This is a genomic window from Arthrobacter sp. FW306-07-I (assembly GCF_021800405.1).
GTDB lineage: Bacteria > Actinomycetota > Actinomycetes > Actinomycetales > Micrococcaceae > Arthrobacter.
This window is the reverse complement of sequence record NZ_CP084550.1, coordinates 4,120,808-4,134,423: the sequence shown is the minus strand read 5'-3', so window position 1 is coordinate 4,134,423 and position 13,616 is coordinate 4,120,808. Positions and strand designations below refer to the sequence as shown.

The following is a 13,616-nucleotide window of genomic DNA, read 5'->3' as shown; positions in this document are numbered from 1 at the left end:
CCCTTGGCCTGTTCTGGCAGACCGCGAACTGGCATGCACGGGTATTCATGGGACGGGAGTAGCCGCCTCCGTGATTTGCCGACGGTGAACGGCACTCATACTGCTCGGTGGCGGGGCCGGTGTTAGCTCATGACAGAAAGCTCCTCCGGCTGTAGGCTCCGAATATGCCTGAGGGTCGGAATCGCCTTGAGCCGCGTATGACGCGGGGCGGATTTCGCTGGCAGCTGGTCATGGTGTCCTTCATGGCCGTAAACGCAATCGTGCAAATTGCATTCCGGTGGAATCAAGCTTGGGGTCCCTTTCTTTACCTCATGCTGGCAATGCTGATTATCTGCGCGGTCTTCACCGCCTATCTGCTCTATGTGCGCCACTACGACGGTCATTTCTGGGACGAGGAAGAAGCCCGTCGCCAGGACTGGGATCGTCGGGGCCGGCAGCTTTAGGTATGTCCTCACGGACGCAAGCGAGACGGAGCCGTTCTAGTTTCTCGGGCTTTCGTGCAGGACGGACTCGTTTACTGCTGCGATGTACCGGGCATAGGCGGATGCCGAGTCGGTGGCGTGGCGTTCGATGGTAGTCGGGGAGTAGCCGAGGGTTTCGGCGATGATGGCCACGGGTGCGAGTTTGGTGAGTTCGTGGAGTGTTCCGAGTCGCGCGGCTAGGGTGTTGAAGAGCTTGCTGAGTCGGGTTGTGAGGTGCCCTGGGTGGATGTGGCGTCCGGGTGATGTTCCGCGGAATACCCACTTGGTGTTGGGGTGTGCTGCGGTCAGTTCGTGGCCTGGGTTTGCGGCGAGCTCCCGCCATGGCTGGGCTAACGGGTCCGGCAGCGCAATTTTGGTGGTTCCGAGTTGGATGGTGACTAAGTCTTCAGTGACTGTGACGTCGTCCCAGGTCAGCCGGGCGATGTTTTCGGCTTGTTGTCCGAAGACGAGGATGAGGATCGCGGCGGCCCGGTCACGGGTCTCCAGTGCGTTGGTGTGGATGATTTGTTGGAGCGCTTTGTCTTGCCCGATCTTGGGGAGTCTTGGGCTGGTGCCGCGGCGGTGCGGGACGATGGTGAGCCCCGCTGGGGCGGCCTTGGTTTTGATGGCCCATTTGAGGAAGCGCTCAGCGATGCGTCTCGTCGTGGGCCCCTCGGATTGCCATACATCAAGGTGGGACTGCTGCAGTTCCGGCAGTTTGATGTCATGACCGGTGAGCCAGTTCAGGAGGTCGATGGCGACGGTGACTTCCTGTTTGGCGCGCAGGAAGGTGCCGCGGGGGACTTCGTCCATGAGGTTCATGCGTCGCTGGTGATGCCATCGGATGTAGCGGCGGATCACGTCAAGGTTCTGTGGGTCGCTGACGCGTTCCATGGCTTGGGTGGCCCAGCTTTCGTAGCGAATCAGGAACGCATTTCGCTGGGGGAGCACCCCGTGTTCGATGAGGAGCCCTCGGACGTACTCGCGGGTGCGGGAGTCGGGCAGTTCATCGAAGGTGTCGTGACTGATTTTGGGTGCGGTAGCGAGGTTACGAAGGAAGGCCGTGACGTGCTTTTGCCGGATCCAGGTCATGCCGCTGTTGGCCCGTTTCATTGACTTCAGTGCCGCCGCCAGCGGGATCAGTTCCGTGGCCATGACTCCCGTAGCTGGGTCTGTAAGCAGGTCGTCTACGATGTCGCCGAGGACGCAGGTCCAGCAGCGTCCACCACTGTAAAGTTCGTCTTCGGCGCCGCAGCCCACACAGTCGACGTTGAGCCGAACGCCCGAGCAGCTGCGGCATGCCGGCTCCTCATCGATAATTCCCGGAAGAACACCTTCATGGCCGCAGGCGCAGACTCCACGGGTGCGCTTTGCCTGCTGATAGCAGTAGCCGCAAACGCCGCCGTCTGGCCAGCGCGCGACGGTTTGATGGTGCTGACCGCAGCGACTGCAGGGAACCGGCCAGCGGATCGGGTCCTCTGCTTTGCGTGGCCTACTCACCGTCCTCAGAAGCGACGAGGCGGACACGTCGTGCGATGGGGTTGCCTGGTTCGATGCCGAGGTCTTCACTGCGCTTCGGGGCATTCGCTGTCGCCGCGGCGCGCATCTCCACGAATGGTTCGAACAGGTCGTTGGGTGTGCAGTCCAGGATGTCGCAGAGCGCGGCGAATGTCCTTGCCGGAATGCGCTCCGGCGTGGAGGTGACCAGCCTGTAGACCTGACTTTCGGAGAGGTTGATGCCACGGGACTTCAGGAGCGGCATCAGTTCGGTGGTCTTCCACAGGTTCTGCTTTGCCATCAGGGCTCGCAAGTTCCAGCGGTAGCCGATCCGGCGCTGTTCAGGCATCTGGGTCCTCCAAGTTCGCGATGCGGCGTGCAATCATCTGCTGCACGGTTTTCTGCTTGAAGTCCGACGATACCGAGGTGTAGAGCCCGGTGGTCGAGGCGTAGGAGTGGCCAACCTGAGTCTGCACGAAGGCCGCGTCGTAGCCGGCTTCGATCAGGTGGGTCACGTAGGAATGCCTGAGGCAATGCAGACCCAGCTCCTGGGGCAGGCCGACGGCATCCCGGGCAGCGGCGAACGCATCCCCGAAAGAGCCCAGGGACATCCGGGCGCCACGTTCGCTCGGCCAAAGAGCCGAAGACCGTTCAGCTGTCGGGAACTGCTGCCTCATGCCGCCGGCTGTCCAGGTCTTGAGCTGGTCCACGACCCAGTCGAACTCCGGCACGGTCAACACGGTGCGACGTCTGGGTCCCGAGCCTGCCGTACCTTTGGCGAACCGAACCTGGACTGCTCCGAACCGGCCGTAGTCGCTGACGTGCGGGTTCGGGCCGAAGTCTTCCAGGTCCAGCATGGTCATTTCGCGTCGGCGAAGCCCATAGGCGTAACAGACTTTGAACGCCACCGAGTCGCGGAACAGGGGCAACCAACGCTTGCTGCCAGCGGCGTATTCCCTGTCGACAAGGTCATCGATGTAGTCGAAAAGGCGCTGCAGTTCCGCCTTGGTGAAGGACCGCTTCTTAGCCGGGACGGCATCATCGGTGGTGTGCCGTGGCGTGTTCCACTCGAAGCAGATCTGGCTCGGAATATCGCCGAATGTCCGTTCGCAGAACTCGCCCCACCCATAGCCAGGATGCGTCAGGTAAGAGCAGAACATCGCCACGGCGTTGCTGTACGAGCGCAACGTCTTCAGACTGATCGGTTTCTCGCCCGAGCGCAGATCGGCCAGGAAGTCATCAATGTCGGCGGGGCGCCATTGCCACGGAAATTTACCCGTAAAGCGCTGAAAACGCTCCAGCAGCTGGCAGCGCTGCTTGATGGTCTGAGTCGTGAGGCCGCGTGCCAGCATCTGCGCCCGCCAGCCATCGAGCATGGCAGTGAAAACCCGTTCATCAGCCCTGAACAGCCCAATGTCCGGATCCACCAGCATCCGCGGGACGAAACCTGGACCGGCACCACTCACAACGACCCCTAAACCATGGAAACATGCATTAGATGCAGGAAACCTACAGCCATAAGCGATCCAAGGGCAAATTCAGCCGTCGGCGTGAGGAGCGCGCGTTACCAGCAAAGCCCTGTTGACCTGCGGAAACGCTGGATTCGTCAAGGGAAGGGAGTTCTCGCAGCTACTTCTACTCCCGTACTTTGATTGCCGATAATATAGGTTCTGTAAAGCTGCACACGCAGGTGCGGCACCCGTATCGGCCAACACTCCTATCAGCAGGTAAAGGGAGAAGCTAGCTGGCGAAGCTCTGAAGTCTCGATTCCCAGGCCTGTACTCGTGACGTCTGCCCCAATTTTGCCGCCGCTTCGCGGGCGAGACGTGCAACGGCGAGGCGTGCATCAGGCTCCCTGTACAACTGCCAGGTATCCGCTTCCAGTCGCCACAGGGTGCCCGGTGCTGGTTGCGGCTCCAGCTCTCTCTGCCAGTAATATTCCGCGATATCCAAGATCTTGTTCCCCTGGTTCATCGACCAGTGACAGCAGCAGCTGTTGTATACAGCGATGGATCGGGGTGCGTACCCTGCGCGTTCAGATGCCTTCAAATGATGCAAAGCTTCTTCTGGGCTCTCCGGTATCAGGCAGAACCCCCGGTTGTTCTTCGCGCCCGGATGGTCAGGATTCTGTCGTTCATAAAATTCAAAGAGCGCGCCAGCCTCTCGAAACCTGCGCTGTTGGAGGAAAGTGGAAGCTTGATCTTGTAGTGGTTGAAGGAGTGGATCCCAGAGTTCATTTCTCACGTCCAGGGAGACGACCCGCCTAGCGATAAGCCGGTTGAGCTCCTGCTCTTCGAAGGACACTATTTCCATGATCGCCGACGGGACTGGTGGCGGAATCAGATGCAGTACCCACCGAAGTTCATTGTGGAGAGACGTCTCCGCCCATTGCTCGATGTCCGTGACAGCAAGGCGTTCGTAGACCCAGCTGTACTTTTCTCCGAGTTCAGACGCGCTTCGCGGGCGCGATTCAATTTCGTGGAAGGATTCTTCGCTCGGGGGCACGGCGTTGATGATGTCGGAAAGAGGCGCTTCTTCCACCCACCGCTTAAGGGCTGCAATTGCCTGAGAAAGAGTTGACAACCCCTCAGGGGGAAGCTGCAGTTGACCGTTCTGCTCGTCCACTGTGACGGCACAATGCCCCAAGAGATGCCTCCAGGCAGGGAAATCCAGCACCGGTCGATCTTCAGGTGGTTCCCCAAGCAGCGGCTCCAGCATCAGCCAAGAAACAAGTGGGGAGACGACGACTGATTGCATGCCAAAGCGGACGAGAGAGTCAGCGTCGAGACCCCTTCGAGACAGCGCGCTACAAACCCGGAGGATGGCTGCTTGACGGTCCGCTTGATCACTCGGTGTGTGCGCAAGCATAGAGAAGTGCTCCCCGAGTTCCACTACCAACTCCCGGACCGGAACGTCCGGTGCAGTGAGCTCTGGATCCAGAATGATGTCCACTCTGATACTTTACGAGATGTAGACTCGAGGCAAGATCTAGTGCAAAATCTTGTCTACGATCTTCCGTGGAAATGAGAAGTGATGAACGACGTAATCTATCAAGCTAGTGATTTAGCAAGCGGGAAGCGTGTCGATTTTCTACGAGATGCCCGCAATGGGGGAGCAAGGTTGCGGGACCGCGACGGAAGCAGCCTTCTGTTTCTGCCCGAGAGTGACGTCCAGGCACTCAAAACCATCTCGTATTGGTCCAAACAGCAACTGCAACTCACCAAACTACTCGAAGACGAGATTAAGCTGACGCCATCAGCTCTTGGTGACCTGGCATGGCTTCGTGTATTTGCTCGACCAGACCTCGTTGAGTTCCGTGATGAACTCCATGAAGTCCTAATCGCCGCAATATCCGACGGCTCGCCGGAAGCGCTGGAGGAGTGTGTCAACGCATGGAGAACAACCGCTCGTCAGCTTGAAGACCCGCTACGCAGATCTGTTCTGTTGGGTACACACGATTCTACCGATTTCGTTGAAGCGAAAGCTGTTTCCTCCAAGCATGTCGACTAGCGCCTACAAACCACTGACCCCCGCGCGACGCCCGGGCGGGGGTCCCAACTTTAAGCCCGCATATCGTGTGCTGGTCCATAGAAAATTCGCGAATCACTGGAGTGAAATCGTTCAGAGGGTTGGCTTGCCAACGGCCGAACAGTTCTGGAATCACGTGGCCCTCACCCCAGGGGAGAAGTGCGCCGTAGGTTCTACAACCATCCTTCGGGGTGAAGCGGGCAGGCCAAAGGGAGTTGGATGGTCTCGGACCTATCACTTTGAAATATCGGGCGCGGGGCGCATCGACTATCAATTTCACAATGCCTATAAGACCCACCCCAATGGCGATGAACATCCGGTGGTGGCAATACTTACCATCAATTACGGAAGTCACTAGGCCTGACACGCCCAAACTCCGTTGGCCGCCCGGGTGCCACGACCAGCTGCGCGTTCCCTCATCTAACTAGCGGGCGGTGAAACGCCAATAACCGACGTTTTGGTTGGAGGTAGCTCAACTAGAGGAGTTGGCTAGGAGGAGTGGATTTTGCGTTCGCTCCGTTGGCGAGGCGAATGTATTGGTAAACCGTTTCTCGGCTGATTCCGTAGTCGCGGGCGAGGACGGCTTTCTTGATTCCGCTGCCGGCGCGTTGAACCAGTTCGGCAGCCCGTTCCGGCGTCAGTGACTTTTTGCGCCCCTTGTATACGCCGCGTTGCTGGGCAAGGGCAATGCCTTCCCGTTGGCGTTCCCTTATGAGGGAGCGTTCGAATTCGGCGAAGGCGCCCATGACAGAGAGCATGAGATTGGCCATGGGGGAGTCCTCTCCGGTGAAGACGAGCTGCTCTTTGATGAATTCGACTCGTACTCCTCGTCGGGTGAGTCCTTGGACGAGTGCGCGCAGGTCGTCGAGGTTGCGGGCCAGTCGGTCCATGCTGTGCACAACGACTGTGTCGCCGTCGCGGGCGAACCTGAGCAGTTCTGTCAGCTGCGGCCGTGCAGTGTCCCTGCCGGAAGCTCTGTCCGTGAAGACCCGATCAAGAACCTGGCCCTCAAGTTGGCGTTTCTCGTTCTGGTCGAGTGTGCTGACGCGCACGTAACCGATCCGCTGACCAACCATGACCGCCTCCAACCTTTGATGCGTGGAATTGAGTGTCCGGGCATCCAGGAGGATTCGTCAAGGACCGTTTCTGTTCTTGTGGGCTGCGGTGAGTCCTTGTGCGTTTTGTGAGTTTCCGCAGTTGGGCAGCAGCTCTCACGCTGCGCGTTGCAGTTCCTCCAAGAGGAACAACCCACTCGAAATGATGCATCTGATGCAATAGGCAGAGATCTACGTGACATAACGCCCCGTATCGGCCCAGGCCGAGCTCGCATCTTCCTCTCTGGGGCGGTTGTGCCGCGCCAGCATCGCCGCTGCTCAGCTGTGAATGGCGCAGTGATTGCCGGAAAACGGCCGCGATCGTACTGCTGAGGCGGGGAACTTTCGGATGCAGCGTTCGGGCGGTTGCTAGCACCCGAGGCCATGGTCACGAGCTGCATCGTCGCGGCGAGGGATAGCCCACTTACGGAGTGCTAAGAATTGTCCTACGCCCTTGGTAGATTGAACAACGCAGCGTTCCAACGATCGGCGAACGTAGGAGCAGCTGTCAGAGAAGAAGACCTAGGAACGTCTTGGGGCTTCTTGGCCTCGTGCCCGACCTCCGGGCCCAGCCATGTCAGCCTTAGAAAATAGGGGGAGAAGTTTGGCGCGAAAGTCCCGCTGTACCGTCGAGAAGCAGCCCCCCTACGAGTGGCGGGACTTTGTGCAGTGGGATCATCCTTCGGTGCAGGATATGGGCACCTGGTTATCATCTCTAGCTCCGGCGGACTTGGCGGATGTGCAAGAGAGCATGGAAGCCCTGAGGCAGCTGGCTGCAGGTGGGGAAATCGAAGCGGGTAACGAAGACGAGCTAGGGCCGTGCTCTGTCGACCCAGTCATTTGGGAACTGAAGTGGACCTTTTTCGGACAACACATCCGCCAATACCATGCGGAGCCAACAAGCCATCCCGACCTGCTGGTCGCACTGCACATGCACACCAAGCCCCAGGACACCTCGGTTCCCGCAGTTTGGCTAGCTGTGAAGGAGCAGCAGGATCAGGAGATGAGCCATGCCAAGCTACGGTACCTGGCAGGCGGGCGTAGCGACTGGGTTAGCTAGATGTACTCAGTCAGTAGGTTGGTTGCACCTGCTGATCGGTGGGTTGCCTCCGAGGCTGCCGTGGGGCCGGTGGTTGTTGTAGAAGTCTAGCCAAGGCTGCAGAGCGTCTGTGCGGGCCTGGTTTGAGGTGAAGGGTTGACGGTAGGCCCAGCCTTCCTGGAGGGTGCGGTTGAAGCGTTCTGCTTTGCCGTTCTGCCAGGGATGGCGGGGTTTGATCAGGATGTGTTTGGCGCCCAGCGCAGTCAGTGCGTCCTGGAAATCTTTCGAGAGCCGGTAGGCGAAGGCATTATCGGTCATGACCCTTTTGACGGGTGCGCCGTGGGCTGCCATGGCTGCCGCGGCCCGGGTAAGGAATCCTGCGTAGGTCGCGCCTTTCTCATCGGGCAGGACCTCGGCGTAGGCGAAGCGGGAGTGGTCATCCACGACCACGTGGACGTAGTCAAAACCGACCCTTGAGTGGCCTGTTGAATGATTGCGGGCAGACTGATTCGGGTCTGCCCGCCAGCCCCCGCCATCCGGGATTCGGCCCAGTTTCTTGACGTCGATGTGGATCATGTCCCCGGGAGCGTCGCGTTCGTAGCGGCGGTCGGTCGCCCGGGATGCCCGAATCCGTACCCCGGTCACCGGGTCCAGGTCCCACAGTCTGGGCATGCCCGCGCGGGCCAGGATCCGGGAGACCGTCCGGGCGCTCGTGCCGCAGCGCAAGGCCAGGTCCGCAGGTCCCTCGCGGTGCTCGACGCGCTGGGTCAGAACATCCGCAACGACTTCCGCTGAGGTTGCGTTCGGGCACGACCTTGGGCGGGAGCTGCGGTCCTCGAGGCCGGCCCAGCCGTGGGCCCGGTACCTGCTGATCCAACGGTGCGCGCAGGTCCTGGAGATACCCATCTCCTTGGCAACGTGGGCGACGGGACGGCCGGCAAGGATACGCTCGATGATGATCCGTCTACCGTTCGGAGTCAGCCGGGCATTACGGTGGGACATGAAGACCTCTTAGTCGTTGGCTGTGTGTGGTAACCACCAACCTAAGAGGTCTTCACCTATTCACGATGTAACCAACGTCCTGACTCAGTACAGCTAGACGTTGCTTACCGCGCGGCAAAGATATAGATTTGAATCTATGTCGGATCTCATGCGTCTCTTTTCGGTCGATCGCAACTCCAAGTCACAACTGCTTGGGGTAGAACTGGCCAAAAATGACTACCGCTTGGTCAGAGACCTCATCCGCGTGCGGAAGAAGTTGGGTCTGAGCCAGGGCGAGCTTGCCGCTCAGATGGGGGTGACGCAACCAACGGTCTCCGCTTTTGAATCCATGGATTCAGACCCGAAGCTGTCCACCGTTCGCCGCTATGCTAAAGCGCTGGGCGTCTTGGTGACCCACGAGGCCGTGATTGCTGATGACGCAGCAACTGCACCAGCAGCGTCCGGTTTTACTCGAGCCGTATGGCGGCAGGTACCGAGCATGTCCTTCGCGCAGCAGCCTATCCATCATCTTGCTTCTTTTGCGCTGGGGGCGCCCACTGAAGCAAGGCGAACAGATTTTGCGCTAAGTGCCTGAAGAAGTGACGCCTGGTCGGTCTATTGAAGACATACGTGAACTCCTTGATCTGGTGGAATTAGTGGATATGCGGGTCTATGCCGCAGCAGGTAATCGTAAAGACGGCTCGGGCTCCCAAGATCATGATCAGTCTGGCGAGATTGAACTCAACTTTATGGAACGGCATACCACAGACATCATCGAGAACCGGTTCCGCATGAAGGTTGAGAACGAAGAAGCCGTGTACAGTGCCGATATCGGCGCTATCTATTCACTGCGCGAGCCAGTAAGTCCCGTGCCGTCACTAATTGCTGAGTTTGCAGAACGCGTCGGGTTCATGTCCGTATTCCCGTACTTGCGGGAATCTATTTCTACGTCGGCATCGAGGCTGGGTCTTCCTATTCCGGTTTTGGGAATAGTACGACCTGGCGACTTTCAAATCACCCCGCCCGAGTAGTGGGATTCAGTTGTTTGCTGATTACGCACAAAGCAAACCCGCAGTCAGGAGTTCAGCGAGTAGCGGGCTGGCGTCCGTTCATCCGCTCCTGTAGTTCGACCTAGAAGAACCTCCACCACACCGAGCCTCATCGTGTCGAAAGTCCCTATTGAACCGCCAACCAACATACCGTCGGCGACTAAGTCAGATTGCGGGGGCCGGGGGATGAGGCATCTAATGCGATACGCTGAGTACTACTGGCATCCCTGCGGATCAAATGTGAGCGTATTCGCCACGAAAGCCTGCGTCGTGCAAGTCCTCCGCTAGAACACGGAATGTCTACCTTTGCTGCCAAGGCTTTCCCTGTTGGTCTAGTTCGTGCCAGCATTTGCACAACTGCTCGGGGAGGAGTGCGATGACGGGTCGAAAGCAGAAAGCCTTCGTTTTGGTAGTCACAGCGATGTTGGTTGTTGGCATTGCCGTCTGGATCCAGGTTGCAACGGGCTCCCCGGCTGTGACGGCGGTGGGTTTCGCGTTAGCTGGGCTTCTTGGGTCCTACTTTGGTTGGCGATGGTCTCGAAAGAAGTCTGCTGAAGTTGAGGGTTATCGTCAGGAGCTCATTGGAAAGAGACCGATTGAGGATCTGCGCTCAGACAGGCGAGAAGACCTTGATGAGTGAGAGTTAGATGTCACTGTCGAAGTGTTCGCAAGGACGCTTCAAGGCCCGGTTCTTAGGTTGACGTAGCGGGACCAGGCGTCGCCTGCCGCGTCGGCGTGGAGGAAGGCTACTTGGTGGCTGTATCCGAGTGCGTCGGCGACCAGTGGCGGTGGTGAGACTAAAAGGTGTTCGTCGAGGGCCGTGTTTCGTGCGCCGCGCAGGTCGATGCCCAGGCTTCGGAGCCTATCCATGATGCCGTTTGGGTGAAGTGGTTGTCCGGCCCGGGTCCCCGGGAAGAGCCAGGGGCTTTGTGCGTCTGATCCTGTTCTGAGATTCGGACGGCCTTTAAGGTGCTCTCGAAGCAAGTCGGCGAAGGGTTCGGGAATGGGCACTGGGTGCGGGCCGAAGGTGATCCGCATGTTGCCGGTGCTTTCATTGGTTTCGATAGCGTCGGTCCGGAGTTTGGCGACCCGAACGAGCGGCTGGGCGTAGAGAAGCAGCAGGATGCCGGCGACTCGGTAGGGCAGGGACTCGCTGGTGCCGGTAAGCAGTTCCCGGAGCCAGGCCACGCGCTGGTCCTGGGTGATCGCGGGGCGGGTTTTGGCTGTGTAGTGGCCCATGTCCACCCTGTGGTTTGTGCCGGTGTTCTTGATGAAGACGATGAAGGTGCGGATGGCTTTTCTGGTCGTGGAACCGGTTGCGAGCCAGGTTTCGATGTCTTGTTGGGTGCAGTTCGCCGCTGTCCGCTGGTGGGTTTCCCAGAGCCAGTCCAGAAACTTGACGGTTTCGGTGATCTCTTGCTTGGCCGAGTGGACCGGGGCTTGGGCGCTCTTCTCCGGTGTTGTGATGGACCGGATGCGCCGGAGGTGATGCCAGGTGGCAAACTGTGCGACGGGTTTGGCGACCTCCTCGGGCAAGTGGCGGAGCTTGTCGTCAATCCAGGTTTCGAACCGGGCCAGATACGGGTCTTGGTAGGGGAGGAGTCCATGATGAATGAACAGGGCGCGCAGGTGATTGGCTTCGCGGTTCGCTGACTTGGCCGCGGCATCGAGTCCTTCGTGCGTCAAGGGAGTTTCCCCGCATGACAGAGAGGCCAGGAGTGCTTGGACTTTGGGGGAGCGTTTCCACGTGATGATGCTTTCGGGCCGGTCCGCTTTGCAAAGCGCATGGACGATTTTGCCGGCGGTGTCCGGGTCGGCGGGGTGCATGAGCAGTAGTTCGTTGAGGTCCTCCCGGAGGGCGCAGCGGGCGCATATGCCGCGCCGGTAGAACTCGCCCTCCGTATTGCAACGGGTGCAGTGGAAGTCGTGGAGGATGCCGGCGCAGGGCGCGCAGCGTGGCCCTCCGCTGATGTCCGGTGGCCCGGGTAGAAGTCTGTGCTGGCCGCACTCCGGGCAGGTCCCGTGGGTGCGGGTGGCGGTGGTGAAGCATGGGCCGCAGATTCGGCCTTCGGGCCAGGTGGCGCGGGTTTTACCGGCGGCCCGGCCGCAGCGTGCGCAGGTGGCAGTCCCCGTGGTGCGGGGCCGGCCGCGGCTGGTGCTGCGGGGGCTGAGGCCTGCGGGTTTGTCAGTGATCATTGTCGATGATGCGTGCGCGCCGTGGTCTGACGGTGCGGTTCAGGTCGACGACGTTGGGGGCGCTGGTTCCGGTTTTGCGGGCGCGGACGTCGGCGGCTGTGACGGTGATGAGGTCCTCGGGTCCGCAGGAGAAGATGTCGCAGATCGCGGCGATGACCTGCAGTGCGACGCGTTCGGGTTTCTGGTTGACGAGACGGTAGACCTGTGGGCGGGACAAGGTGATGCCGCGCTCGGCCAGAAGGGGGATGAGGTCGGTGGTGTTGTGCAGGCCCCGTGCTGCCATGAGCTCCGAGAGCCGCCACTTGTATTCGACGTCGCGTCTCACCATTCACCTCGCATCTGCACGCCCAGGACTTCATCCATGGTGCGGTCCAGCGCTGCCCGAAGGGTCGTGTTGCGGAAGTCGTCGCTGACGAACTGGTAAATCCCGGTGGTGGAGGCGTGTTCGTGGCCCATCTGATGTTGCACGAATCTAGGATCCCATCCGTCCTCCAACAGGTGCGTTGCATAGGAGCGCCGGAGCGAATGCAGGTCCAGGCCATCCATTGGCAGGCCCAGCTCGTTGAGGTAGCGCCGGAGCCGGCGCAGCAGGGTGGATTCGCAGATCAGGCCGCCGCGTTCGCTGGGGAACAGGTCCAGGGTGTCGAGCATGCCCCGTCCGTTGGCGAGCCAGTCCTCGAGAACGCCGGCGGTCCAGTCGAAGACCGTCAGGACGCTGCGGGGTTTGTGCGGGGAGCCCTTGCGGGATTTGCCGAACCGGACCTTGCAGACGCCTGCCTTGCCGAACCTTCGCGCCTTCGGGTTGGCCGCAAAGTCGATGGATTGCAGGTGCCGGAGCTCGTTGAATCTGAGCCCGTACGAGTAGGCGATTTTCAGCATGACGGCGTCCCGGTAGGCGGCCTGCCAGCCTTTCTTGCCTGAGGCGGCGATGAGTTCGACCTGGTCGTCGGCGTGATCGAACAGCATCTGGAGTTCCGTCTTGGTGAAGGGCCGCTTGGAGGGACGTCCTTCGTACTCCTGTGTGTGGGAGGCGGTGTTCCAGTCAAAGAAGACCTGGGACGGGTGCGTGCCGAAGCGCTGTTCGCAGACCTGGTCCCAGCCGTAGTCGGGGTTTGACACGTAGGACGTGAACCGGCGGAGCGTGGACTGGTAGCCGCGGACCGTGGAGTGCTTCAGCTGGTGGATTGAGCGGAGGTCACCGAAATACTCCTCGACGTGTTCCGGTGCCCAGTTCCACGGAAACTCGTTCACATGGTTCACGAACCGGCGGACACTCGCGATGCCCTTGTCGATCGTGTCGAACTGGAGGTTCCTGGAAAGCTGCTGGTTGCGCCACCCGGTCAGCATGTCCTCAAGAGTCTGTTCCTCGGGATGCAGCAGCTGAACAGCACTCAGCTGCAGCACACGCCCGGACGCGTCCACCGCCATTCTCGCCCCACAGTTCCCTCGAAGTTTGTGCTCAAATCTTGAATCAATGATTCATTAAATGCATCATCAGCACAAAACCGCAGGTCAGACGCTTGTCGCAACCGCTTCAAGGATCGATATTGCGCCCGTCGGGCAGCGCCTGGCCAGCGGCGCGTTAACGCTGTTCAGACCGCAAATTCCGCGGAATCTTAGGGAAGTGAAAGGACTTGGTGCGGATCCGGGGGATCGGGGCGATTGATTCATCTGATGCAATACGCAGAGTACAGCTTTACATAAGGTCAATTATCGGCTTACCGGCAAGGACTGTGCGTGGGATAAGGGCTTTGGAAGCAGGCACCTGTGG

13 protein-coding genes are annotated in these 13,616 nt (G+C 59.8%); 4 read left to right on the top strand and 9 right to left on the bottom strand.

The window, feature by feature from the left end; all coding sequences use genetic code 11:
* The first annotated feature begins 242 nt into the window (after nucleotides 1–242).
* On the top strand, nucleotides 243–443 hold the full coding sequence (locus LFT46_RS19200) for a hypothetical protein (protein ID WP_236820718.1): 201 nt from the start codon (nucleotides 243–245) through the stop codon (nucleotides 441–443).
* Between the two features lie 36 nt (nucleotides 444–479).
* Here LFT46_RS19200 and LFT46_RS19195 read toward each other — a convergent pair whose 3' ends face one another.
* From LFT46_RS19195 to LFT46_RS19180, 4 genes are all read right to left on the bottom strand, one after another.
* Nucleotides 480–1,616, bottom strand: a complete 1,137-nt coding sequence (locus LFT46_RS19195; protein WP_236820717.1) for a site-specific integrase — start codon at nucleotides 1,614–1,616, stop codon at nucleotides 480–482.
* Between the two features lie 337 nt (nucleotides 1,617–1,953).
* Complete coding sequence (locus LFT46_RS19190; protein ID WP_013603167.1) at nucleotides 1,954–2,307, bottom strand: helix-turn-helix domain-containing protein; 354 nt, start codon at nucleotides 2,305–2,307, stop codon at nucleotides 1,954–1,956.
* On the bottom strand, nucleotides 2,300–3,424 hold the full coding sequence (locus LFT46_RS19185) for a tyrosine-type recombinase/integrase (protein WP_236820716.1): 1,125 nt from the start codon (nucleotides 3,422–3,424) through the stop codon (nucleotides 2,300–2,302). Before LFT46_RS19185 ends, LFT46_RS19190 begins: the two co-directional genes overlap by 8 nt.
* 274 nt (nucleotides 3,425–3,698) lie before the next feature.
* Complete coding sequence (locus LFT46_RS19180) at nucleotides 3,699–4,910, bottom strand: hypothetical protein (protein ID WP_236820715.1); 1,212 nt, start codon at nucleotides 4,908–4,910, stop codon at nucleotides 3,699–3,701.
* 81 nt (nucleotides 4,911–4,991) lie between these two features.
* On the opposite strand from LFT46_RS19180, the gene LFT46_RS19175 reads away from it, so the two are divergent.
* Entirely contained in the window at nucleotides 4,992–5,468 is a 477-nt protein-coding gene (locus LFT46_RS19175) for a hypothetical protein (protein ID WP_236820714.1), read from the top strand.
* A gap of 494 nt (nucleotides 5,469–5,962) precedes the next feature.
* Here LFT46_RS19175 and LFT46_RS19170 read toward each other — a convergent pair whose 3' ends face one another.
* On the bottom strand, nucleotides 5,963–6,562 hold the full coding sequence (locus LFT46_RS19170) for a recombinase family protein (RefSeq protein WP_236820713.1): 600 nt from the start codon (nucleotides 6,560–6,562) through the stop codon (nucleotides 5,963–5,965).
* A 1,084-nt stretch (nucleotides 6,563–7,646) separates the two neighbouring features.
* A complete protein-coding gene (locus LFT46_RS19165) occupies nucleotides 7,647–8,621 on the bottom strand; it encodes an IS481 family transposase (RefSeq protein ID WP_236820246.1) in 975 nt (324 codons plus the stop codon).
* A gap of 136 nt (nucleotides 8,622–8,757) precedes the next feature.
* Here LFT46_RS19165 and LFT46_RS21215 point away from each other — a divergent pair, with 136 nt between their 5' ends.
* Nucleotides 8,758–9,195 (top strand): helix-turn-helix domain-containing protein, encoded by a 438-nt coding sequence (locus LFT46_RS21215; RefSeq protein ID WP_272910813.1) that lies wholly within the window; start codon nucleotides 8,758–8,760, stop codon nucleotides 9,193–9,195.
* The gene (locus tag LFT46_RS19155; RefSeq protein ID WP_236820712.1) at nucleotides 9,188–9,631 is read left to right on the top strand and encodes a hypothetical protein; all 444 of its coding nucleotides are present in this window, start codon (nucleotides 9,188–9,190) and stop codon (nucleotides 9,629–9,631) included. The genes LFT46_RS21215 and LFT46_RS19155 overlap by 8 nt, the downstream gene beginning before the upstream one ends.
* Nucleotides 9,632–10,327: 696 nt before the next feature.
* Here the strand turns inward: LFT46_RS19155 and LFT46_RS19150 are convergent.
* From LFT46_RS19150 to LFT46_RS19140, 3 genes are read right to left on the bottom strand one after another with little or no spacing between them, the layout of a single operon-like run.
* Nucleotides 10,328–11,845 carry a recombinase XerD gene (locus tag LFT46_RS19150; protein WP_236819513.1) on the bottom strand — a complete coding sequence of 506 codons (1,518 nt, stop codon included), beginning with the start codon at nucleotides 11,843–11,845 and terminating at the stop codon, nucleotides 10,328–10,330.
* A complete protein-coding gene (locus tag LFT46_RS19145) occupies nucleotides 11,835–12,173 on the bottom strand; it encodes a helix-turn-helix domain-containing protein (protein WP_217509636.1) in 339 nt (112 codons plus the stop codon). Before LFT46_RS19145 ends, LFT46_RS19150 begins: the two co-directional genes overlap by 11 nt.
* Nucleotides 12,167–13,273: a tyrosine-type recombinase/integrase gene (locus tag LFT46_RS19140; RefSeq protein ID WP_175319800.1), complete on the bottom strand. Its 1,107-nt coding sequence runs from the start codon at nucleotides 13,271–13,273 to the stop codon at nucleotides 12,167–12,169. Before LFT46_RS19140 ends, LFT46_RS19145 begins: the two co-directional genes overlap by 7 nt.
* Between the last annotated feature and the right edge of the window lie 343 nt (nucleotides 13,274–13,616).